This window comes from Pseudomonas sp. PvP025 (assembly GCF_017832155.1).
Taxonomy (GTDB): Bacteria; Pseudomonadota; Gammaproteobacteria; order Pseudomonadales; family Pseudomonadaceae; genus Aquipseudomonas.
This window is the reverse complement of record NZ_JAFIBJ010000001.1, coordinates 4,983,690-5,002,555: the sequence shown is the minus strand read 5'-3', so window position 1 is coordinate 5,002,555 and position 18,866 is coordinate 4,983,690. Positions and strand designations below refer to the sequence as shown.

At 62.1% G+C, this 18,866-nt stretch carries 17 protein-coding genes and 1 riboswitch; of the genes, 7 read left to right on the top strand and 10 right to left on the bottom strand.

Annotation, left to right across the window (positions count from 1 at the left end):
• The first annotated feature begins 146 nt into the window (after positions 1-146).
• The 4 genes from JOE32_RS21775 to JOE32_RS21760 all read left to right on the top strand — a co-directional run bounded on the left by JOE32_RS21775 (position 147) and on the right by JOE32_RS21760 (position 3,593).
• Complete coding sequence (locus JOE32_RS21775) at positions 147-1,958, top strand: penicillin-binding protein activator (protein ID WP_209988749.1); 1,812 nt, start codon at positions 147-149, stop codon at positions 1,956-1,958.
• The gene (locus JOE32_RS21770) at positions 1,958-2,329 is read left to right on the top strand and encodes a YraN family protein (RefSeq protein WP_209988748.1); all 372 of its coding nucleotides are present in this window, start codon (positions 1,958-1,960) and stop codon (positions 2,327-2,329) included. The genes JOE32_RS21775 and JOE32_RS21770 overlap by 1 nt, the downstream gene beginning before the upstream one ends.
• A gap of 92 nt (positions 2,330-2,421) precedes the next feature.
• Positions 2,422-3,015 carry a phosphoheptose isomerase gene (locus tag JOE32_RS21765; RefSeq protein WP_007904374.1) on the top strand — a complete coding sequence of 198 codons (594 nt, stop codon included), beginning with the start codon at positions 2,422-2,424 and terminating at the stop codon, positions 3,013-3,015.
• The gene (locus JOE32_RS21760; RefSeq protein ID WP_004371998.1) at positions 3,012-3,593 is read left to right on the top strand and encodes a BON domain-containing protein; all 582 of its coding nucleotides are present in this window, start codon (positions 3,012-3,014) and stop codon (positions 3,591-3,593) included. Before JOE32_RS21765 ends, JOE32_RS21760 begins: the two co-directional genes overlap by 4 nt.
• A gap of 69 nt (positions 3,594-3,662) precedes the next feature.
• Here JOE32_RS21760 and JOE32_RS21755 read toward each other — a convergent pair whose 3' ends face one another.
• From JOE32_RS21755 to JOE32_RS21730, 6 genes are all read right to left on the bottom strand, one after another.
• Complete coding sequence (locus JOE32_RS21755; RefSeq protein ID WP_209988747.1) at positions 3,663-4,436, bottom strand: OmpA family protein; 774 nt, start codon at positions 4,434-4,436, stop codon at positions 3,663-3,665.
• Between the two features lie 276 nt (positions 4,437-4,712).
• Positions 4,713-7,442, bottom strand: a complete 2,730-nt coding sequence (locus tag JOE32_RS21750; protein WP_209988745.1) for a LuxR C-terminal-related transcriptional regulator — start codon at positions 7,440-7,442, stop codon at positions 4,713-4,715.
• Between the two features lie 223 nt (positions 7,443-7,665).
• The gene (locus tag JOE32_RS21745) at positions 7,666-9,030 is read right to left on the bottom strand and encodes a DUF1329 domain-containing protein (protein ID WP_209988739.1); all 1,365 of its coding nucleotides are present in this window, start codon (positions 9,028-9,030) and stop codon (positions 7,666-7,668) included.
• Positions 9,031-9,074: 44 nt separating this feature from the next.
• Entirely contained in the window at positions 9,075-10,934 is a 1,860-nt protein-coding gene (locus tag JOE32_RS21740) for a DUF1302 domain-containing protein (protein ID WP_209988735.1), read from the bottom strand.
• Positions 10,935-11,265: 331 nt separating this feature from the next.
• Entirely contained in the window at positions 11,266-12,948 is a 1,683-nt protein-coding gene (locus JOE32_RS21735) for a fatty acid--CoA ligase (RefSeq protein WP_209988733.1), read from the bottom strand.
• Positions 12,949-13,093: 145 nt separating this feature from the next.
• Positions 13,094-13,726 (bottom strand): LysE family transporter, encoded by a 633-nt coding sequence (locus JOE32_RS21730; RefSeq protein ID WP_209988730.1) that lies wholly within the window; start codon positions 13,724-13,726, stop codon positions 13,094-13,096.
• 88 nt (positions 13,727-13,814) lie between these two features.
• On the opposite strand from JOE32_RS21730, the gene JOE32_RS21725 reads away from it, so the two are divergent.
• The 3 genes from JOE32_RS21725 (at position 13,815) to JOE32_RS21715 (ending at position 16,650) form a co-directional block, all read left to right on the top strand.
• Positions 13,815-14,777: a 2-hydroxyacid dehydrogenase gene (locus tag JOE32_RS21725; protein WP_209988728.1), complete on the top strand. Its 963-nt coding sequence runs from the start codon at positions 13,815-13,817 to the stop codon at positions 14,775-14,777.
• A gap of 31 nt (positions 14,778-14,808) precedes the next feature.
• Positions 14,809-15,807: a class I SAM-dependent methyltransferase gene (locus JOE32_RS21720; RefSeq protein WP_209988725.1), complete on the top strand. Its 999-nt coding sequence runs from the start codon at positions 14,809-14,811 to the stop codon at positions 15,805-15,807.
• A 51-nt stretch (positions 15,808-15,858) separates the two neighbouring features.
• Positions 15,859-15,977: riboswitch (yybP-ykoY riboswitch) on the top strand.
• 88 nt (positions 15,978-16,065) lie between these two features.
• Positions 16,066-16,650, top strand: coding sequence for a TMEM165/GDT1 family protein (locus tag JOE32_RS21715; protein ID WP_004372026.1), 585 nt, complete (start codon positions 16,066-16,068; stop codon positions 16,648-16,650).
• A gap of 121 nt (positions 16,651-16,771) precedes the next feature.
• Here JOE32_RS21715 and JOE32_RS21710 read toward each other — a convergent pair whose 3' ends face one another.
• From JOE32_RS21710 to JOE32_RS21695, 4 genes are all read right to left on the bottom strand, one after another.
• The gene (locus tag JOE32_RS21710; protein WP_209988721.1) at positions 16,772-17,590 is read right to left on the bottom strand and encodes a M48 family metallopeptidase; all 819 of its coding nucleotides are present in this window, start codon (positions 17,588-17,590) and stop codon (positions 16,772-16,774) included.
• A 126-nt stretch (positions 17,591-17,716) separates the two neighbouring features.
• A complete protein-coding gene (locus tag JOE32_RS21705) occupies positions 17,717-18,337 on the bottom strand; it encodes an SOS response-associated peptidase (protein ID WP_209988718.1) in 621 nt (206 codons plus the stop codon).
• A gap of 37 nt (positions 18,338-18,374) precedes the next feature.
• Positions 18,375-18,635: a DUF2007 domain-containing protein gene (locus JOE32_RS21700; RefSeq protein WP_209988716.1), complete on the bottom strand. Its 261-nt coding sequence runs from the start codon at positions 18,633-18,635 to the stop codon at positions 18,375-18,377.
• Between the two features lie 11 nt (positions 18,636-18,646).
• Positions 18,647-18,829, bottom strand: coding sequence for a CPXCG motif-containing cysteine-rich protein (locus tag JOE32_RS21695; RefSeq protein ID WP_209988713.1), 183 nt, complete (start codon positions 18,827-18,829; stop codon positions 18,647-18,649).
• Positions 18,830-18,866: the final 37 nt, after the last annotated feature.

Here is an 18,866-nt window from a genome sequence, read left to right as displayed (position 1 = left end):
CATCACGGCCTGCCCGTACTCGACAGCGGGTGGTCATGAACACCTTTTGCACGACCTTATTCAACGCTTTAACGCCACTAACATCGCGCCTGGGCCAGTGCTTGGGTACACTTCCACGCTAATTTGATCGGTATCAGGACACTTACATGATCGCTTGCCTGCGGCTGCTCTCCGCCCTCTGCCTCGCCGCCTTATTGGCCGCGTGTGCCAGCTCGCCCTCGTCCAGCCTTGGCGACCTTCCACGGACCCCGGACGCCAGTATCGAGCAACTGCTCGAACAGGCGACTACCGCCAAAACGCCCGAACAGGCTGCGCTGCTGCGCCTGAGCGCGGCCGACCTGGCCTACAGGCAGAACAACCCCGGCCGCTCGGCGCAGATTCTTGCGCAGGTGCCCCTGGATGCCCTCAAACCGGCACCGCAAGTCTTTGCCAGCACCCTGGCGGCCGAACTGGCGATGGCGCGCAACCAGCCAAAGGCTGCGTTGGCCGCGCTGAACCATCCAAGCCTGCAAAACCTGAATCAACTGCCCGCAGAGCAACAGGTGCGTACCGGCACCGTGCATGCACGTGCCTATGAAGCCGATGGCCAGACCCTGGCTGCTGCGCGCGAGCGCGTGGCAATAGCGCCATTGCTCAAAGGCGATGCCGCCAGCAGCAACCACGACGCGATCTGGGCCCTGATTGCCGCACTGCCGGCAGAGCAACTGCAAGCCAGTGGCAATCCGACGCTGGACGGCTGGATCAGCCTGGCCAAGGCGGTCAAGGGTGCTGGCACCCTGGAGCAACAACAGGCGGCAATCGACACCTGGCGCGCACAGAACCCTGGCCACCCAGCCGCCGTGCAGTTGCCGACGCCACTGACCAAGCTCAAGGAACTGGCCAGCCAGCCCCTGAACAAGATCGCCGTGCTGCTGCCCCAGGATGGCCCGCTGGCCGCCGTCGGCAAGGCGCTGCGTGAAGGCTTCATGGCTGCGCACTACCAGGCTGAACAGGCCGGGCAAAAAGCGCCGGTGATCGAGTTCTACGACAGTTCGCGCTTGACCTCCCTTGATGATTTCTATGCCAAGGCTCAGGCCGCCGGCGTGCAATTGGTGGTCGGTCCGCTGGAGAAGCCGCTGGTCAAGCAGCTCAGCGCGCGCCCTCAATTGCCAATCACCACCCTGGCGCTGAACTACAGCGAAGCCGATCAAAGCCCGGCGCAGTTGTTCCAGTTTGGTCTGGCGGCTGAGGACGAAGCCCGCGAAGTGTCGCGCCGCGCCCGCGCCGACGGCCTGCACCGCGCCGCTGCGATGGTGCCTCGCGGCGAATGGGGCGAGCGTGTCTACAAGGCCTTCCGTCAGGATTGGGAAGCCAATGGCGGCACCGTGTTGGGCGTCGAGTACGTCGATCAACCGGTCGCCCTCGCCCAGCAGATCGCCGAACTGTTCCAGTTGCGCAAAAGCGAAGGCCGCGCCAAGAGCCTGCAGAACACTGTAGGCACTGACGTCGCAGCCCAGCCTTCGCGTCGTCAGGACATCGAGTTCATTTTCCTGGCTGTGCCGCCGCAACTGGCCCAGCAGATCAAGCCGACCCTGAACTTCCAGTACGCCGGCGATGTGCCGGTGTATGCCACGTCCCACGTGTTCAGCGCCAGCGGTGACAAAAACCAGTACCTGGACATGACCAACGTGATGTTCTGCGAAACACCATGGCTGCTCAACACCACTGACCCGCTGCGCAACCAGGTGGCGGCACAATGGCCGCAAGCCAATGGCAGCCTTGGCCGTCTGTACGCGATGGGCGTCGATGCCTACCGCCTGGCGCCGCGCCTGGGCCAGCTCAAGGCACTGCCGGACAGCCGCATTGACGGCCTGTCGGGCAGCCTGGGCATCAGCACCAACCAACGCGTCGACCGTCAACTGCCATGGGCGAAGTTCGTCGGTGGCGAGGTCCAGCGCCTTCCCGATACCCCACGCTGATGCCCGAGCGGTCCAGCGCACAAAGCGGCAAGGATGCCGAACTGCAAGCTCTGAATTACCTGCAGCAACAGGGTCTGCGCCTGCTGGCGCAGAACTGGTTGTGTAAACGCGGAGAGCTTGATCTGGTCATGCTTGACGGCGATACAGTAGTATTCGTCGAAGTCCGCTACAGAAAACACGCACAATGGGGTGGCGCGCTCGCCAGTATCGACGGGCGCAAACGTCAGAAGCTGATACTCGCCGCGCAGTTTTTCCTGCTCAAGGAGCATCGCTGGTCAGACGCCCCCTGCCGTTTCGACGTGGTTGCCATAGAAAGCACACGGTCTGGCAAGGCTGATCTGAACTGGATCAAAAGTGCCTTCGACAGCTGATTCGCCCGGCATCTTCACCCCACATTTTTGCTCTTTGCTTTGCGGGCTGCACATTTCTGTGCCAAACAGCCGCGCTACTTAAGGTCACACAGATGGACATGCAATCCCGAATTCGCCAGCTTTTCCAGGCCAGCATCGACACCAAGCAACAGGCGATGGACGTACTTGCACCGCACATCGAGCAAGCCAGTCAGGTCATGGTCAACGCCTTGCTCAACGAGGGCAAAATGCTTTCGTGCGGCAACGGCGGTTCGGCCGGCGATGCCCAGCATTTCTCTTCCGAGCTGCTCAACCGCTTCGAGCGTGAGCGCCCGAGCCTGCCGGCCATTGCCTTGACCACCGATTCGTCGACGATCACCTCGATCGCCAACGACTACAGCTACAACGAAATCTTCTCCAAGCAGATCCGTGCTCTGGGCCAACCGGGTGATGTGCTGCTGGCGATTTCCACCAGCGGCAACTCGGCGAACATTATTCAGGCGATCCAGGCCGCACATGATCGCGAAATGATTGTCGTAGCATTGACCGGACGCGACGGCGGCGGCATGGCCTCGCTACTGCTGCCCGAAGACGTGGAGATTCGCGTCCCGGCCAATGTCACCGCACGTATTCAAGAAGTCCACCTGTTGGCGATCCACTGCCTGTGCGATCTGATCGACAGTCAACTGTTCGGGAGTGAAGAATGACCGTTAAACGACTCAGCCTGGTGACTATTGCGCTGTGCCTCGGCATCAGCGGTTGCAGCACGGCCATCACCGCGACAAGGGATACCCCCATCCAGGACGACAGGGGCACGCGTACCTTCGGCAGCACCATTGATGACTCGCTGATCGAAACCAAGGTCAAGGTCAATGTGGCCAAAGCCGCGACCGACCTGGGCAATGGCGCCTCGCGCATTGTGGTGACCAGCTTCAACGGCGTTGTACTGCTGGCAGGACAAACGCCGCGCGCCGACCTCAAGGCCCAGGCCGAACAGGCCGCCTCGGCGGTGCAGCGGGTCAAGAAAGTGCACAATGAACTGCAGGTCATGGACCCGATCACGCTGCTGGCCATCAGCAACGACGCCCTGCTGACCACCAAGATCAAGGCGCAGATGCTCACCGACAATGCGGTGCCAGGCTCGCGGATCAAAGTGGTCACCGACAACGGCATCGTTTACCTGATGGGTCTGTTGACCCAGGCGGAAGCGACCCGCGCGTCCAACCTGGTACAGGGCGTGTCCGGCGTACAGAAGATCGTGAAAGTGTTCGAATACATCGACTGATATGAACCCGCCGCCATAAAAAAGGGCGCCGTGCATTGACTGCACGGCGCCCTTTTTAGTGGCCAGCGTTTATTGGTACTGCTGGTACGGATTGCCCTGGAACTGGTTGTTTTGTTGTGGCGCCTGCTGCTGACCGGCAGGTTGGCCGTATTGCTGACCTGGGATCGGGCCGAGGTTGACCTCGACGCGACGGTTTTGCGCCCGGCCATTCACGTCGGCGTTGCTGGCAATCGGGTTATCCGGGCCGGCACCGCGTGCGCTCAGGTTGGTCGGGCTGACGCCCTGGGAGGTCAGGTAGTTGGCTACGCTCTGGGCGCGACGCTGGGACAGGTCCATGTTCAACTGGCGACTGCCGGTACTGTCGGTGTAGCCGACGATCTGGATCGTGTTCTGGCTGAACTGCTTGAGCGAGTTGGCCAGATTGTTCAGCGGCTGATAGAAGCTGCTGGCGATCGCGTCCGAGTTGGTGGCGAAGGTGATATTGCCCGGCATGATCAGCTTGATCTGGTCACCCTGGCGCTGCACTTCAACCCCGGTGTTGGCCATGCTTTCACGCAGTTTCTTTTCCTGCTGGTCGGCGTAGTAGCCATAACCGGCAGCGCCGGCACCGGCAACCGCCGCACCGATCAGCGCGCCCTTGCCACGATGGTTGTGGTCAATGGCGGCACCGGCCAGGGCACCGGCCAAGGCACCAAGGCCGCCGTATTTGGCGGTCTTGCTCATACCGCCCTCGGAACCACTGCTGGCCTGCCCCTGATTGCCGCTGTAGGGATTGGGAGAGGCGCAGCCGGACAAAAGGGCTACGGCGGTGGCGACAACAAGCAGACGACGCGGAGTGAACATGAAGAGAGCTCCTACTTTTGCATTCTGTGATGCAGAGGACATTGGCAACTGGCCTGTGCCGAGTTTGGATCGCGACAAATGGTAAAGATTCCGTTGCGGCTCACCGAGGTGCATCGAGGGCAACCCGTTCTTGTCGCTTTACAGACCGTAGCAGACCCAGGCTGAACGCGGCCTGCGGTTTTGCTGCAACGCTGCGCGCAAGGCGATACCGTTTTCGGACGAATGTCGCCAGAATAATTGCGCGATGAAACCGGTTGTCCCCCTCCCCCTTTTCCGCTAACCAATCAATCTTAACGCCTGCGCCCGCGCCACGGCCTGCGTCCTGCGCTCCACCCCCAGCTTGCTGTTGATATGGCTCGCATGGGTCTTGACCGTGTGCAGGGAAATAAACAGCCGGTTGCTGATCTCCTGGTTCGAGCAGCCCTGGGCGATCAATTGCAGCACCGCCAACTCTCGGCTGCTCAGGGTTTCATGAGCAGGCGTGGCGTCTGGCGCCAGCGTTGCCGGCAGCAGCGCCAGCAAGCTCTGATTGAGTACGCCGTGGGCGTCTTTGCCCAGTTGCTCGCGCATCCACTCCGGGTACGCGTCCAGCAGTCGCTGGAATGGCAGCAGCGCGCCGCCCGCCCCCGCTTCGAGCGCACGCGACAGTACCGGCCGCGCCTTGACTTCCTGGCCGCAGTCGAGCAGCAATTGCGCCTGCTGGGTCAGCGCCAGCAGGGCGATCATCTGCCGCCCGCTGTCGTGGGCGTGTTGCGCCAGATCGTCGAGACGTTGCAGTGCGGCATCGGGTTGATGGCGGATCGCATCGAGGGTGGCCTGCTGCAGCTCGATATGCTGCGCCAGGTGCGGATGAAATTCCGGCGCAGCGGCCGCCTGCTCGCCGCTGTAGGTTTGCGCGAGCCGCGCCAGCCAGGCTTCGGCCAGGTCAGTGCGGCCCTGGGCCAGCCACAGTTCGCATTTGATCAGGGTGATCATTGCCAGGTAGTAGATCGGCGGCACGTCCCAGATATGCATCAGGCGCTCGGCCTCGGCCAGCTCGGCAAAGGCCTTGGCGAAATCCGCGCGGCGCCCTTCGAAACTGGCGATCACACAATGACCGATCAGTACGCTGATATCGCGGCACGCCCGCGCCTCGGTCAGGCCGGCGCGCAGGCGCGCGATACCGGCGTCGGGCTGATTACGCATCAGCAGTAGATACCCTTCGTACAACGACAGCCGCGCGCGCACCGCATACAACCGTTGCGGCGCAAGGCCGTTCAAGCGCTGCAGCCCCTGGTGCACTTCATCAAGGGCCCGCAGGACCTCGCCGCGCGCCTGCAATACCCGCGCGCGGTCGTAATGGGCCAACGCCTCGAACAACGGGTTGCCGACGCGTTGCGCCAGCTCCAGGGACTCACGGTTCAGACCACGGGCACGCCACAGATCGGCGTCGACGATGGCCAGGTTGGACAGCGTCGACAGGCACATCAGACGCTGGCCATAACGCCGCTGCGGAAGGCTTTCCAACGCTTCACTGCAATAACGCTGGGTCAACTCGCGGTCGCCCCGACCCCGAGCGATGATCCCGCTCAGCGCCAGCCACTGCGCCAGCATCGACCTTTGCGCCGTGGCCGACGGCGCCGGCAGAAAGCGGCTGAGGTAGCTGGACAATTCTTCCGCCGCATCCAACTGGCAGGCCAGGCCCAATGCCCAGCTGTACAGCACGATCAGGCGCGGCGTGCTGATCAGCAGGCTGTCGGGCAGGTCCATTTTCCAGCGCAGCAACATGCCGATATTCTGCTCGGCCAATAGCTGTTCTTCGGACAGGTTCTGCACCAGATTGGCCGCTACATCCAGATGGCCCGCGCGCAGCGCCTGCTCCACGGCCTCGTCGATCAAGCCCTGGGCATTGAACCAGCGACAGGCACGCAGGTGCAGGCTCGCCGCCGGCAGCACGGCGGCACTGGCACGCCGGGTGCGCAACAGGTCGGAGAACAAATGGTGATAGCGGTACCAGTGGCCCTGATCGTCAAGCGGGACGAGAAACACCTGGTGCGATTGCAGGTAGCGCAGGATTTCCGCGCTGTCGTGGGCTTCGCGCACGGCGTCGCACAGTTCGCTGCAGAAGCGTTCCTGGGGGGCGGTATCGAACAAAAAGGCCTGCACTTCAGGCGGCAGGCAGTCGATCACCTCTTCGAGCAGGTAGTCGCGGATCAGCCCCTCGCCGCCGTGCAGACTCTGCGGCAACGCCTCTTCGCTGCCGGCTTCGGACGCCGCCAGCAGCCAGAAACGCAGGCCGGCCACCCAGCCTTCGCTGCGGCGAATCAGGTTCTCCAGCGCCTCGCCGCGCAGTGAGCTGCTGTGGTGGTCCAGTACTGCCAGGGATTCGGCATGGGTCAGGCGCAGATCCTGCTCGTTGAGCTCCAGCAAGTGCCGGGACAAACGCAATCGCGCCAGGTGCCAGTCGGGACGCTGGCGACTGGTGACCAACACCACCAGGCCCTCGGGCAAGTGGTTGAGGAAAAACTGCAGGCAGCGGTCCAGCACCGGGCCCTGGGCCAGATGGTAGTCATCCAGCACCAGCAACAGCGGCGCACCGGTGGACAGGTGCAGTGCAAGCTCATCGAGCAGGCCGTCGAGCCATTCTTCGAAGGCGAAGGGCTGATGACGCTGGCGCATTTTCAGCAGGCCAAGGGACTGGGCGCCAATGTGCGGGAAATAGTGCTGCAAACCTTCGAGTAGCCGTTCGAGGAATCGGCCCGGGTCACTGTCCCTCGCGCTCAATCCCAGCCACAGGCTCTGCCAATGGGGCGGCAACGCCTGGCAGAACTCCACCGCCAACGAACTCTTGCCAAACCCCGCAGGCGCGCTGACCAGCAGCAACCGCCCTTCGAGTCCCGCGCTCAGCCGTTCGCACAAGCGGGGTCGCGGCACGTAGCCGTCAGGCAGCGGAGGCCTGTAAAAGCGACCTTCCAGAGGCGGCATGACCGCATTGGCAGGCCCCTGGATTCGGGACAGATCAGTCATCGCCGGGCTCTTGTAGAAGGCTGTTGTCGGCATTGCAGATGTCCGCAGACTAGCGGTAAAAGCGCCTGCCTTGTATATCTTTGCAACATTTGCCTTAAAAAGAACTGCGACAAGAAATGTGAAAGGGGCTTGCTCCCAATGGCGGCGGATCAGTCAACCGATGTACCGACTGATCCAACGCCATCGGGAGCAAGCCCCCTCCCACAGTGGTTACCGTTACCGCTTAGCGAACACCATCCTGACGCAGAGCCGCCGGAGTGAAGTCGCTGGTGGTGGCGGTGAAGCCGAAGTCATAGGCCTGTTTCTCTTCGTTCTTCATGCCCAGCGCGAGGTAGCGGCCGGACTGCAGGTCGTAGAGGGTTTCCAGGGCGTACCACGGCACTTGCTTGTCGTAGTAGTTCTCGGCATGGGCCTCGGCGACGCGCCACAGTTGGCCACGCCCGTCGTAATGGTCGATCACCGCAGCCTGCCAGGTGTCTTCGTCGATGAAGAAGTCACGCTTGGCATAGATGTGGCGCTGGCCTTCCTTCAGGGTGGCGACCACGTGCCAGACACGGCGCAGTTCATAACGCGTCAGGTCCTGGTTGATGTGGCCGGCCTTGATGATGTCGGCGTACTTGAGCTTGGGGTCGTCGATCTTGTAGCTGTTGGAGGCGATGTAGATTTCTTTCTTGCCTTCCAGCTTCCAGTCGTAGCGATCCGGTGCGCCGTTGTACATGTCGAGGTTGTCGGAGGTACGCAGGCCGTCGGCGGCAGTGCCCGGCCCGTCATAGGACACTTGCGGCGCCCGGCGCACGCGGCGCTGACCGGCGTTATAGACCCACGCCGAACGCGGCTCCTTCACCTGGTCCAGGGTTTCGTGCACCAACAGCACGCCACCGGCCAGACGCGCCGGCGCGGTCACTTGCTGCTTGAAGTAGAACAACACGTTGCCCGGGTTTTTCGGGTCGAAGTCCTTCATCTTGTCGCGGAACACGAACTGGTCGCGGAAGTACACCAGGCTGTAGGAACCGTTGGTTTGCGGCGTAGCCTGGGTGACCAGACGCGTCACGCTGCCACCGCGATAGCGGGTGATGTGGTTCCAGATCACCTCAACGCCGGTCTTCGGAATCGGGAACGGCACGGCCGTTGAGAAGTTTTCCAGGCCGTTGCCGCCGGACACCAGGTTGGTGGTGGTAGCGTTCTTCTTGATCGCGGCGAACACATCAGCCGGCACGGTGGCGCCACGATGGGTCGGGTAAACCGGCATTTTGAAGGTTTCCGGGTAGCGCTTGAACATCGCGTATTGCCCCGGCGCCAGCTTGTCCTTGTACTGCTCGACGTTCTGCGCGGTGATGGTGAATTGTGGTTGCTCACTGGCGTAGGGGTTGGCCAGGAAACCACGGGCATCGACCGCACCGGCGTTGGTTGGCATGGGCGACCATTTCGGAATGGTGCCGGCTGCGTTACCGGCCATTTCGGCGCCCATTGGCGTCAGGCTTGTGCCCAGCTTGGCGGCTTCATCCGCCGAGACGGCCGCCATGACGTGGCTCGCCATGATCGACAGCCCCAGCACCCCGATGTGCAACAGACTTTTGCTTATTTTCATGTTGTTGTTCTTCCTGAAAATGCATGCCGCTTGGAAAAGTGTGCTTAGAAGTTGGCGCCGAAGCTCAAGGCCACGAAGTCGCGGTCGTCCACGGTGCTGAACTTGCCACCAAAGAAGTTGGTGTAGGCCAGGCTCGCGGTGTAGGTGTTCTGGTACTCGGCATCCAGGCCCAGGCTGACCGCCTTGCGGCCTTCTTCAAAGTTGCCGCCAGGGCCCGGGGAGTAACCCTTGACGTCATGGGACCAGGCCACGTTCGGCTTGAGGTTGACCCCGGCGAACACATCCGGGTATTCCCAGATGGCGCGTGCGCGGTAGCCCCACGAGGTGGCGGTGGTGTAGCCGTCGTTGCTGCAGTTGGTGTTCAGGCCGGCCGCATTGGGCAGACCGGCGCCGTTGGCGGTGGAAGCGTTGAGCGCATTGCAGAAGCCGCCCGGCAAGGTGCCCGGGCCGAAGACCGGATCACGGCCATAACGGGCCTGGGACTTGCTCTCCAGCCCGCCCACATGGGTTACACCGATTTCACCGACGGTGGTCAGGCGGCTGGCGCCCATCACTTGGTCGAAGAAGTGCGTGAAGGTGGTCTGGAACTGCGTCACTTCCTTGCGGTTGTAACCGTGCAGGTCCTGGCCCGGGCTGCCCTTGAGCACGGACGCATTGCCAAAGCCCGGAATCGGCGTGACGCCGGCGAACAGAATGTCGGTGGTGCTCAGTTGCACCGGTGCATTCGGACGGTAGCTCAGCTCACCGCTCCAGGCGGTGCCGGTAGGCAGCGTGGTGGAGAAGCTCAGGCCGTAGAGACGGATATCTTCCGGGTATTCGACGAAGTAGTTGGAACTGCCCGCCACGATCAGCGGACGCAGTGCCGCCAGCGGCCCCAGTGGTCGAGTGAACGCCGACGCCGGCGCGCCCTGGGCGCTGAAGATCGGCGCACGGCTGTGGTAGTTCATGAAGTACGCGCCGAACTCGGTGTCCAGCGGTTCGAAGTTGTAGTGCATGGCCATGCCGAACTGGCCGCTGTCGCGCGCATCACGGTCCGGCCCACGGCGCACCAGCACGCCCTCGCCGTTGACGTCCACGCCCAGCGCATTCAGGGTCGGCAATGCTGCGCCCGGAATGGTCGAGCGCTTGTTCAGCACGCGCAGGTTATTGCTGCAGCCGTCGGAAATCACGTCAGGCTGGGAGAAGAAGGTGCCGCAGTTATCGGTAACGGTCTGGTCCCACTCCAGTTGGTAAAACGCCTCGGCCGACAGGTTGTCGGTGAGTGTCTGGGACACATAGAACATGTTGACCGGGATCAGGCCTTCCTTGATCTCGGCACCCGGACGACGGAACGCAGACACGTCGATCGGGTTGATGGAGTTGATGCCGCCGCCGATGAAGGTACTTTCACCCCAGCTCACCACCTGCTTGCCGAACCGCACGTTACCCGGCTGATCGGCAATGCTGTAGTTGTGGTAGATGAACGCATCGAGAATCTGCCCGCCCGAGGACTTGGCGCCCTCTTTGCGGTTGTTGTCACTGATGTCCTTGAATGGCCGGCTTTCGTCTTTGAGCTCAAAGTCATACCAGTATTTGCCACGCACAAACACGCCGGTATCGCCGTATTTCAGTTCCAGGTCGTGAATGCCCTTGAAGATCTTCGAGAAGGTCTCGCCGCGCTTGAAGTTCAGGTGGCCGTCATCGGACGTTTGGGACAAACCCCGGCCGCCGTTATTGGCGCCGATCAGGTCACGATTGGCCTTGGCAGTGGACCAACTGGCGCCCACGGACAGCGACGAGTCAAAGCTCCCTTCGATTTCACCGATATTGAAACTGACGCCGAATGCAGGCCCGGCGAGCGTAGAGGCGAGACTGACGGCCAGGGGCAGTTTTGCCCGGCGCCAGAACTGGTTTACTGAGGTCATCGACGCTACTCCATGTGCATTATTGTTATGGCAGTGAGTTTTTTCGTTGATGCGTGTAACGGCCGGAATACAACGATTCCAATGCCGCCCGGCAACCAGGCCCCCATGGCCTGAAGTGCAACATCCTTGAAAAACTCTGTGAGTGACTATAGCCAGCAGGGCATACCGCTTGATCCCTCTAAAGTGTGATTTGCATCACCAACCCGTCTGCCACAGTCCTTTCGCCACGTCGGCGAAGGCCGACGCGGGAAGGATGGCTGAAAATCGGCAAATCACAAGTAAAGCCGCAAGATAGAGCATTGCCGTGCCCGAACGGGCACGGCGAACGCACTCAGAGGGTGGACAGGAACGTGCTGTTGTTGGCCTGCCATTCGATGATGTCGACGCGGATACGTTTTTTGTCGAGTTTGCCGACGCTGGTCTTGGGAATTTCCGTAACAACGGCGATCTGGCTCGGAATCGCCCACTTGCTCAGGTGGCCCAATTCCACGAACGGCTTGAGGTGTTCCTTGAGTTCGCGCGCGCCAATCTCATGGCCATCGCGCACCACCAGCAACGCAAACGGGCGCTCGCCCCACTGTGGATCGGCGATGCCCACCACGGCAACTTCGCGCACCGCCGGGTGACGGCTGACCAGGTCTTCGAGGGCCAGGGACGAGACCCACTCGCCGCCGGTCTTGATCACATCCTTGATGCGGTCGCGAATATCGATCACGCCAAACGCATCCAGGGTGGCCACGTCGCCGGTGTGCATCCAGCCGCCGGCCCACAGCTCGGCGCCCTTTTGCGGCTCGTTGAAATAGCCTTCACTGAGCCACGGCGCACGCAGCACCAGTTCGCCCTGGGACTCGCCATCGGCGGGCAGAAAGTTGCCATCGGCGTCGACAATCGCCGCATCCACCAGTGGCCCCGGCACACCGGCCTTGATGCGATAGGTGGTGCGTTCATCTTCGCTGCCGGCCATCAACTCATCGTTGAGGTGGGCGCAGGACACCAGCGGCCCGGTCTCGGACATGCCATAGGCGGCAGTCAGCTGAATGCCCCGCGCCTTGGCCGCTTCATACAGGGTGCGGTTGAGGGCGCTGCCGCCGATGACGATTTTCCAGCCGCCAAAGTCCACGTCCTGGGCAGCCTTGGCGTTGAGCAGCATTTGCAGAATGGTCGGCACACAATGGGAGAAGGTAACGCGCTCCTTGTGCCATAACTCCACCAGGTATTCCGGGTCGTAGCGGCCGGGGTACACCTGCTTCAAACCGAGCATGGTCGCCACGTATGGCAGGCCCCACGCATGCACATGGAACATCGGTGTGATCGGCATGTACACGTCGCTGGTGCCCAGCAGGCGCACGCTGTCGACGCTGCCCATGATGGTCGCCACGCCAATGGTGTGCAGCACCAGTTGGCGATGGGTGAAGTACACACCCTTGGGATTGCCGGTGGTGCCGGTGGTGTAGAAGGTGGTAGCGACCGAGTGTTCGTCGAAATCCTCGAAGGTGTACGTGGGGCTGGCAGCGGCCAGCAGGGTTTCGTACTCGCCTACCAGGTTGGGCAACTCGGCGGTGTGGGCGTCGCCGTCGGTGAGCAGCAGGGTCTTGTCCACCGTGGTGAGCTGCCCGGCGATGGCCTGGTAGAGCTCGACGAACTCGCTGTTGACCAGCACAAAGCGGTCCTCGGCATGGTTCATGGTGTAGAGGATCTGTTCCGGCGACAGGCGCACATTGATGGTATGCACCACCGCGCCGATCATCGGGATGGCGAACATGCATTCCAGGTAGCGGTGGCTGTCCCAGTCCATCACCGCGACGGTGTCACCGGCCTTGACCCCGGCCTCAGTGAGCACATTGGCCAGCCGCGCGACGCGCTCGATCAGCGTCGGGTAGGTGTAGCGCAGTTTGTCGCGGTAGATGATTTCCCGGGTCTTTTCGTAGCGGGTGCCGGACATCAACAGGCGTTTGATCAACAACGGGTATTGGTAAGCGCCTTCGGCGGGTGGGATAACACGGGTCTGCAACATACGAATCCCTTTTTATGACTGCACGGTCTTGGCTTGAAGACTTGCACTGTAGAGACCTTGTGTTTCAACCAAATCAGCCAAAGGAATGATTTGCAGAGCGCTGCAAATGCTAGCTTTGCGCCAGCAGTTGAGGCGCTCAAGCGGGTTATTTCACGCTGGTAAACGCCAATTTCACCCCAATCGCAATCAACACCGCCCCCATCGTCCGATCAAACCAGTGGCCCATCCGCGCAAACCCCGCGCGCACGCGCTGCTGACTGAACAGCATCGCCACCAGGCAGAACCACAACGCGGTCGCCACGGCCAGGTACACGCCGTAACCGGCCTGGATCGCCAACGGTGTGTGCGGGTTGATCACCACGGTGAACAACGAGAGGAAAAACAACGTGGCCTTGGGGTTCAAGCCATTGGTCACGAACCCTGCGGTAAACGCTCCACGCGGCGTGCGCTCGCCCACTTCTCGGTGCAACTCGCCCTCGGCCGGCGGTTTGGCCGGCTGTGCGCGTAGGGCCTTGAAGCCGATGTACAGCAGGTAGGCCGCCGCCGCCCATTTCAGCGCGTTGAACAGCACGATGGATTGGGACACGATCAAGCCAATGCCCAGCAGCGAGTAACCCACGTGCAGGAAAATAGCCGAACCGACGCCCAGCGCAGTCCAGGTCCCGGCGCGACGGCCGTGGGTCACGCTTTCGCGCACCACCACAGCGAAATCCGGGCCGGGGCTGGCCACTGCCAACAGGTGAATCAGAGCCACGGTCAAAAACTCGGCGAGGTACATGTTCGCTCCCTTTACGTAACGGATTATTTCATCTGATAGTCTCGGCAGAGTACGCCTTCGAACTTCGTCGCAAAAGGTACAGTTGAGCATGAACAATCGCCGCGCCGTCTTCCTCGATCATCCTTCCCTCGACCTGGGCGACCTCGACCTCAGCGGTTTGCAGGCCTGCTTCAGCGACCTGCAGCTGTTCGAGCAAACCACCGCGCAGAATCTGATCGAGCGCCTGCAGGGTGCCCAGGTCGCCATCAGCAACAAGGTCGCGCTCGACGCCAACACGCTGGCCGCCTGCCCCGAGCTCAAGCTGATCCTCGTAGCGGCCACCGGCACCAACAACGTTGACCTTGCGGCCGCCCGCGCCCACGGCATCACCGTGAGCAACTGCCAGGGCTACGGCACGCCGTCGGTGGCGCAGCACACGCTGATGCTGCTGCTCAACCTGGCCACGCGCCTGCAGGACTATCAGCGCGACGTGGCCGCCGGCAAATGGCAGGCGGCCACGCAGTTTTGCCTGCTGGACCATCCGATTGTCGAGCTGCAAGGCAAAACCCTCGGCCTGCTCGGCCATGGCGAACTGGGCGGCGCCGTTGCGCAACTGGCCGAAGCCTTTGGCATGCGCGTGCTGCTGGGCGCCATTCCTGGCCGCCCTGCCCGAGCCGATCGGGTGCCGCTGGATGAGTTGCTGGCGCAGGTCGACGCGCTGACCCTGCACTGCCCGCTCAACGAGCACACCCGCAACATGATCGGCGCTCGCGAGCTGGCGCTGCTCAAGCCCGGCGCGTTGGTGGTCAACACAGCGCGCGGCGGTTTGATCAATGAACAGGCGCTGGCCGACGCGTTGCGCAGCGGCCATCTGGGCGGTGCCGCCACGGATGTGCTGAGCGTGGAGCCGCCGGCCAATGGCAACCCGCTGCTGGCCGGCGATATTCCTCGGTTGATCGTCACGCCGCATAACGCCTGGGGCAGCCGCGAGGCGCGCCAGCGCATCGTCGGACAACTGGCGGAAAACGCCCGAGGCTTTTTCGACGGCGCCCCGCTGCGGGTCGTCAGTTGATAGACTGCGCCCTTTTTTCAAGGAGCAGACCATGGATCCGCGCAGTGAAGTGCTGCTTCGCCAGCCCGAACTTTTTCAAGGCAACCTGCTGCTGGTCGGTTTGCCGGCTGACGACTTGCTCGGTCGTCTGCCCAATGCCCACGGCTGGTGCTGGCACGCCGGTGACCAGGCGGCGCTCGACGCACGCTTCCCGGAGCGCAGCGCGTTTGGCGTGAATGTACCCGAGCGCGCGTTCGACGCGGCGGTGATCTTCCTGCCCAAGTCCAAGGACCTCACCGATTACCTGCTCAATGCGGTGGCCGCACGCCTGCCCGGCGCCGAGCTGTTTCTGGTGGGAGAGAAAAAAGGCGGTATCGAAAGTGCCGCCAAGCAGCTGGCCCCATTCGGCAAACCGCGCAAGCTGGACAATGCGCGGCATTGCCAACTGTGGCAAATCACCGTAGTCAACGCACCGCAGAGCGTAGAACTGGAAAGCCTGGCACAGGTGTTCGAGGTGCCGCTGGCCGAGGGCCCGCTGAAGGTGGTCAGCCTGCCAGGCGTGTTCAGCCACGGGCGCCTTGATCGCGGCACCGAGTTGCTGTTGGCGCATCTGGACAAGCTGCCGAGCGGCCATCTGCTGGACTTCGGTTGCGGCGCTGGTGTGCTGGGGGCGGCGGTCAAGCGTCGCTACCCGCACAACAGCGTGACGATGCTGGATGTCGACGCCTTCGCCACCGCCAGCAGCCGCCTGACCCTGGCAGCCAACGGCCTGGAAGCCGAGGTGCTGACCGGCAACGGTATCGACGCCGCGCCGATGGGTTTGAATGCGATCCTGAGCAACCCGCCGTTTCACGTCGGCGTGCACACCGATTATTTCGCCACCGAGAACTTGCTGCGAAAAGCGGCAAAACACCTGGCAAAAGGTGGCGAACTTCGCCTGGTCGCCAATAGCTTCCTGAAGTATCAGCCGCTGATCGAAGAGCACCTGGGCATCTGTGCGGTGAAGGCCGAGGGTAACGGTTTTCGCATTTACCGCGCCAAGCGTCCCTAACGGGCGTTTGAAAAAGAAGGCTTGCCGAATGTGTCCTGGCTAGGCAGAATCCGCTCCGTCCTAGGGGAGTAGTCTCCCACGAGTTCAATCTCGTCCGGCATACGTCAACATACTTGGTCAACAGACCATGGCGTATGCGACCCAGGAGTCCGCACAGACGGACCGGGGTTTGACAAGACCTATGACACGCACACCTTACCCGGGGCGGGAAGGCTGTTCGTGTCATAGCCGTGTCGACCCGCCCCTGGAACCTACCTGATGCTGGATTCTCTGCTCGTCCCCACCGCAATCGTTGCCTTGGCCGAAATTGGCGACAAGACGCAACTGCTCGCGCTCATCCTTGCCGCACGCTTTCGCAAACCCTGGCCGATCATCGCCGGCATCGTCGCCGCGACCCTGGCCAACCATGCGGCCGCCGGTGCCGTAGGCGCCTGGTTTGGCAGCTTTTTCTCGGACGCGGTGCTGCACTGGATTCTCGCCGCAAGCTTCTGTGCCACGGCCTTGTGGACGCTGGTACCGGACAAACTCGACGATGACGAGGCCAGCACCACGCGCAAGTTCGGACCGTTTCTGACCACGCTGATTGCGTTCTTCCTCGCGGAGATCGGTGACAAGACGCAGATCGCCACGGTGATGCTGGCGGCGCAGTACCCGGAGCTGTGGCTGGTGATTATCGGCACGACCCTGGGCATGTTGATTGCCAACGTACCGGTGGTGCTGGCGGGGAATTTTGCCGCGGAGAAACTGCCACTGACCCTGATTCGCCGGTTGGCAGCGACGGCGTTTTTCATCCTGGCGATTGTGGCGGTGTACAAGGCCATGCAAAGCAGCGGGTGGATCTAGCGCCAAATGTGGGAGGGGGCTTGCTCCCGATTGCGGTGCTTCAGCCAGGTATGCCTTGGCTGATCCACTGCTACCGGGAGCAAGCCCCCTCCCACACTCAGGTCTTCATCAGCTTGGAATATCAGGATTTTTTGGCCTGTTGGTACAGCGGCATCACTTTCGGAATGGCCGCCTGCAGCGAGGCGATCCGGCTATCGGAGGCCGGGTGAGTGCTCATGAACTCGGGCGGTGAGCCTTCGGAAGCCTTGGCCATCTTGTTCCACAGCGTGATCGCCGCGTTCGGGTTGTAGCCGGCGCGGGCCGACAGCTCCAGGCCGATCAGGTCGGCTTCGTTTTCATTGCTGCGGCTGTTGGGCAAGGTCATGCCGTAGTTGGCCACGGTATCGGCCAGCGCCAGGCTGTCCTGGCCCAGGCCGAATATCGCACCGGCGCCTTGCTTGGCCATCTGGATGCCATAGGCCTTGGACATGGCTTCACGGCCATGCTCGCGCAAGGCGTGGGCAATTTCATGGCCCATCACTGCGGCCAGTTCGTCATCGGTGAGCTTGAGATTGTCGATCAATGCGCTGTACACGAAGATTTTGCCGCCAGGCCCGCAGTTGGCGTTCATCTCGTCGCTCTTGATCAGGTTCACTTCCCACTTCCACTGCGCCGCATCCGGACGGAAGGTGGGCGCCTGGGCGATCAGCCGATTGGCAATCGCCTGCACGCGTTTGGCGTTGGCACTGGTTTTGTCCACCAGGCCTTTGCCACTGGCTTCGCCCAACGTCTGCTGGTAGGACTGGGCATACATCTGGTCGACTTCCTGACTCGACAGCATGCTGAACATGTATTGCTTGCGCTCAACCCCAACGGCGCCGCCGCTGGTGGTGTTGACCGACTGACACCCGGCCAGCAGCATGGCCGCCGCCAATACACTTACTGCCAATGACTTTTTCATGCGAGACGCTCCCTGAAAACATGGCGCGTATCGTAGGCCCTCGTGTGTATCCGCGCCAGATACACACGACGTTTAACTGCTGTATTTCCGATACATCCCACAAGAGTGTACCGACGGCAGCAACTGTCAGGCCGGGGTCAGGCACTCCGGGCCGTTGAGCTTGGGATCGTTGACCATATTGGCCAGGACCCTTTCGCGCAACGCGGTGGGCTCACTGGCCAGCAGCGCCTGCAATACGTGCAACGGGGTCTCGGGATCGAGCCACGCCGCCTGGCCCGCAGCATCCAGGATCAGCGGCCGGCGCTGGCTTTGCGCGGCCTGGGTGACCACCGCAGTGCTCAGCCACACCTGTTCCTGCACCGGGTAGGCTTCCCAGATCGCCGCGAAAAACAGCGTCGAGCCCTCCCCCGGCGTCAACCAGTACGGGCGTTTGCGCTGGGTACCGCGCCATTCGTAAAAACCGTTGGCCGGCAGCAGGCAGCGACGCTGGCGAAACGCCTCGCGGAACATCGGTTGCTCCGCCAGGGTTTCGGCGCGCGCATGGGCCGGTGTGCGGGAAAGATCAGTCAGCCACGGCGGGGTCAGGCCCCAGCGGGCACGCGCCAGGGTGCGCTGGCCTTCGCTCTGGCGCTGGATCAGCACTGAGTCATTCGGGGAAATGTTCCACTGGGCCTGCTGGTCCGCCGGAAAGCCCGGCAGGGCGGCAAAGCCGGGATTCCAGCGAAACAGGGCATAACGTCCACACATGGGGCAACACGACTCTTGGGGTAAACCGACCGACAGCCTAACAGACCAGCACGTCGGGAAAGCTGTCGGGTTCATCACCGGGCAGGGGCTGCGCGCCGATATAGGCGGTGATCAGCTCACGGGCATAGGCAGCGTGATCATTATCGACCTCCAGCCCCAGCAGGCCGAAAATCGGCAACTCGCCAGTGCCCCCGAGCAGATGGCGCCCCACCAGATGTGCCTCGATGCCCTCGCTGGCGAGCATCTGTTGCAGCAACTCGCCTTCCATGAGGTTTTCCGGTTCGTAGATTCGCTGCATGGGCGTGCCTGCTATTCGTTCTCGGCGTGGACTTCAAGCATCCATTCATGGCCATCCGTTTGCAGGATGAAATTGATCGGTCGGCAACAGACCGGGCAATCCTCGATATAGCACTGATCGCCACCGGAAAGATCCAGCACCGCCTCCGCCGGCTCACCACAATAAGGACAATCATACGGTTCAGTTTCCAGCATCGCAGTCTCCCAGGTGACTTGTGCGTATAATCGCCGG

Bases quoted from the DNA above. Each gene is read 5' to 3' on its own strand.
- JOE32_RS21720 (WP_209988725.1), top strand. From the start codon at position 14,809: ATGGATCCGCGCAGTGAAGTGCTGCTTCGCCAGCCCGAACTTTTTCAA.
- JOE32_RS21765 (WP_007904374.1), top strand. From the start codon at position 2,422: ATGGACATGCAATCCCGAATTCGCCAGCTTTTCCAGGCCAGCATCGAC.
- JOE32_RS21740 (WP_209988735.1), bottom strand. From the start codon at position 10,934: ATGACCTCAGTAAACCAGTTCTGGCGCCGGGCAAAACTGCCCCTGGCC.
- JOE32_RS21705 (WP_209988718.1), bottom strand. From the start codon at position 18,337: ATGTGTGGACGTTATGCCCTGTTTCGCTGGAATCCCGGCTTTGCCGCC.
- JOE32_RS21730 (WP_209988730.1), bottom strand. From the start codon at position 13,726: ATGTACCTCGCCGAGTTTTTGACCGTGGCTCTGATTCACCTGTTGGCA.
- JOE32_RS21775 (WP_209988749.1), top strand. From the start codon at position 147: ATGATCGCTTGCCTGCGGCTGCTCTCCGCCCTCTGCCTCGCCGCCTTA.
- JOE32_RS21710 (WP_209988721.1), bottom strand. From the start codon at position 17,590: ATGAAAAAGTCATTGGCAGTAAGTGTATTGGCGGCGGCCATGCTGCTG.
- JOE32_RS21700 (WP_209988716.1), bottom strand. From the start codon at position 18,635: ATGCAGCGAATCTACGAACCGGAAAACCTCATGGAAGGCGAGTTGCTG.
- JOE32_RS21745 (WP_209988739.1), bottom strand. From the start codon at position 9,030: ATGAAAATAAGCAAAAGTCTGTTGCACATCGGGGTGCTGGGGCTGTCG.
- JOE32_RS21750 (WP_209988745.1), bottom strand. From the start codon at position 7,442: ATGACTGATCTGTCCCGAATCCAGGGGCCTGCCAATGCGGTCATGCCG.
- JOE32_RS21770 (WP_209988748.1), top strand. From the start codon at position 1,958: ATGCCCGAGCGGTCCAGCGCACAAAGCGGCAAGGATGCCGAACTGCAA.
- JOE32_RS21715 (WP_004372026.1), top strand. From the start codon at position 16,066: ATGCTGGATTCTCTGCTCGTCCCCACCGCAATCGTTGCCTTGGCCGAA.
- JOE32_RS21755 (WP_209988747.1), bottom strand. From the start codon at position 4,436: ATGTTCACTCCGCGTCGTCTGCTTGTTGTCGCCACCGCCGTAGCCCTT.
- JOE32_RS21725 (WP_209988728.1), top strand. From the start codon at position 13,815: ATGAACAATCGCCGCGCCGTCTTCCTCGATCATCCTTCCCTCGACCTG.
- JOE32_RS21735 (WP_209988733.1), bottom strand. From the start codon at position 12,948: ATGTTGCAGACCCGTGTTATCCCACCCGCCGAAGGCGCTTACCAATAC.
- JOE32_RS21695 (WP_209988713.1), bottom strand. From the start codon at position 18,829: ATGCTGGAAACTGAACCGTATGATTGTCCTTATTGTGGTGAGCCGGCG.
- JOE32_RS21760 (WP_004371998.1), top strand. From the start codon at position 3,012: ATGACCGTTAAACGACTCAGCCTGGTGACTATTGCGCTGTGCCTCGGC.